The organism is Microcystis sp. M53598_WE2, assembly GCF_030067735.1.
Taxonomy (GTDB): Bacteria; Cyanobacteriota; Cyanobacteriia; order Cyanobacteriales; family Microcystaceae; genus Microcystis; species Microcystis aeruginosa.
On the sequence record NZ_JASJFE010001036.1, the window covers coordinates 1 to 2,525 of the forward strand.

General features: G+C 47.5%; 3 protein-coding genes. 2 read left to right on the top strand and 1 reads right to left on the bottom strand.

The window, feature by feature from the left end; genetic code table 11:
• Positions 1–48: helix-turn-helix domain-containing protein (locus tag PX636_RS22795; protein WP_155120395.1), on the bottom strand; the 48-nt coding region annotated here is incomplete at its 3' end.
• 303 nt (positions 49–351) lie between these two features.
• Between PX636_RS22795 and PX636_RS21270 the strand changes: the two genes are divergently transcribed.
• Positions 352–1,857: a Ycf46 family AAA ATPase gene (locus tag PX636_RS21270; protein ID WP_002798407.1), complete on the top strand. Its 1,506-nt coding sequence runs from the start codon at positions 352–354 to the stop codon at positions 1,855–1,857.
• 12 nt (positions 1,858–1,869) lie between these two features.
• Positions 1,870–2,391, top strand: a complete 522-nt coding sequence (locus tag PX636_RS21275) for an SH3 domain-containing protein (protein ID WP_012265257.1) — start codon at positions 1,870–1,872, stop codon at positions 2,389–2,391.
• The last annotated feature ends 134 nt before the right edge of the window (positions 2,392–2,525 follow it).

Sequence of the window (2,525 nt, forward strand, 5' to 3'; positions counted from 1 at the left end):
CTCTTGTTCTGGTGTGGGGTAAAATCGGTAAGAATAGGCTTTTTCCATGTCTCACATTCTAACACATATTTCGTAAATGTGCTAAGATTTAACAGCAAAGCCGCCGTAAAACGGCGGGGTTTCAGACCCAAATTTTCGATGACGATATAAATAGGGTTTGCTGAAAAAGTTTTTCGTGGGGGCAGGGTGTGGGGTTTTACCCATTTTCAGGGAAAAAGTACCTGAATTTTCCCCCCGCTCACTCCCAGGGCCGGTACTTTTGGATTGACAAAAAGTCTAAAAGTCTTATCCAGCAAGGTTTTTAGATTTATTCAGCAAGCCCTAAATAGCAAAAACTATAGACGAATAGCTATGAGCTTTGGTGAAGAATTTGAATTACTGCTGCGGGCGCGCTATCCTCTCATCTATATTACCACCCTAGAAGAGGAACGTCTCGAAAAAGCGATCGCCGATATTGCCAAACAGAGCCATAACCGTGCTGTCTATGTCTGGGATTTTGTGGATGGTTATCAAGATAATCCCAATAATGAGAACTTTGCTCGGCGTAATCCCCTCCAAGCTCTTGAATTCGTCGAAAAGCTGCCGCCTAACATCGCCGCCATCATAATTTTACGCGATTTCCAGCGCTTTTTAGAAGATATTTCCATCGCCAGAAAATTGCGAAATCTGGCCCGTTCTCTGAAATCTCAGCCTAAAAACCTAATTATCGTCGCTCCCGAACTGTCTATCCCCTCGGATCTAACCGAAGTAATCACCGTCGTCGATTTTCCCCTCCCCAGTGGCGAAGAAATTAAACAGGAAATCCAGCGATTAATCGCCGCCACCGGACAACCCGTCAAAGAACCACTCCTCGATGAATTAGTGCTTTCTGCCCAAGGATTATCCCTAGAGAGAATTCGTCGGGTTTTAGCCAAATGTTTAGCCAGTCACGGCAAAATTGAGCCAGAGGACGTGGAATTAATTTTGGCAGAAAAACGCCAATCGATTCGTCAAACCCAGATATTGGACTTTTATCCCGCCACAGAGCAGATTTCTGACATCGGCGGCCTAGATAATCTCAAAGATTGGCTGATTCGTCGCGGTGGTGCTTTTAGTGAACGCGCCCGCGCCTACGGTTTACCCAATCCCCGGGGTTTACTATTGGTGGGAATTCAAGGGACGGGTAAATCCCTGACAGCGAAAGCTATTTCCCATCATTGGCACTTACCCCTACTGCGTCTAGACGTGGGGCGTTTATTTGGCGGATTGGTGGGAGAATCGGAATCGCGTACCCGTCAGATGATTAATCTCGCTGAAGCTTTAGCTCCCTGTGTGCTGTGGATAGACGAAATCGATAAAGCTTTCGCCGGAGCGGAGGGAAAAGGCGACGGGGGAACCACCGGGCGGGTTTTCGGGACTTTTATCACTTGGTTAGCCGAGAAACAATCGCCGGTTTTTGTCGTCGCTACAGCTAATAACATCCAATCTCTGCCCCCGGAAATGTTGCGAAAAGGACGCTTCGATGAGATATTTTTTGTCGGACTACCTAGCCAAAAGTCCCGCGAGGAGATTTTTAGCGTTCATTTAGGGAAAGTTCGGCCCCATAATCTAAAAAGTTATGATATAAAGCGACTAGCCTACGAAACTCCCGATTTTTCGGGGGCAGAAATCGAACAAACCATCGTGGAAGCGATGCACATCGGTTTTAGTCAAAATCGCGACTTTAGCACCGATGATGTGCTTGAGGCCGCTAGTCAGATTATCCCCCTAGCTCGGACTGCCCAAGAACAGATTCAATTTCTACAGGATTGGGCAAAGTCCGGTAAAGCTCGTTTAGCCTCTCGCGATGATCGTTTTAATGTCAATTCTAGCAGTTAATTTAGCACCAATATGAAGCGTTTATCTGGTTTATTGCAATTTATGCTCGGTTTTGTCATGGGAGTGGCGATTTTGGTCGGTGGGGCTACTGCTGTCGCCTATATGCTTCTCTCCGGTATGAATTCTAATCCTCCTAAACCCGTCTTTACCGAGGAGAAAAAAGAGGAAACTAAGGAGGAAAAAACCGCCGTCAAACCTTCTCCCATCCCTACTACTCCCGTCCAAGAACAACCCCAAGCTGAGGTGAAAGAGTCTCCCACAGCTGCACCAGCACCAAAAGCTTCCCCGAAACCCAGTCCCGAAGCAAGAAAAAGAGAAGCCACATCCGAGGGTTATCAAGCGCGGGTGACATGGCAAAGCGGTTTAAGTCTGCGCTCTCAACCTACCAGTGAATCGACTCGTCTCGGCGGTCTGGATTATAATACTAAAGTCAGTGTGGTGGGAACCAGCAGCGATGGCCAATGGCAGCGCATACGTCTGTCCGATGGTCGCGAAGGTTGGATTAAAGCGGGTAATATTTCCAGAGTCCAGTAAATAGGGTTTGCGGCAAAAAGTTTTTCCTGGGGGCAGGGTGTGGGGTGTGGGGTGTGGGGTGTAGGGTTTTACCTTTTCAGGTGGTCAATTACCTAATTTTCAGGGAAAAAGTCCAGGAATTTTCCCCCCGCTCA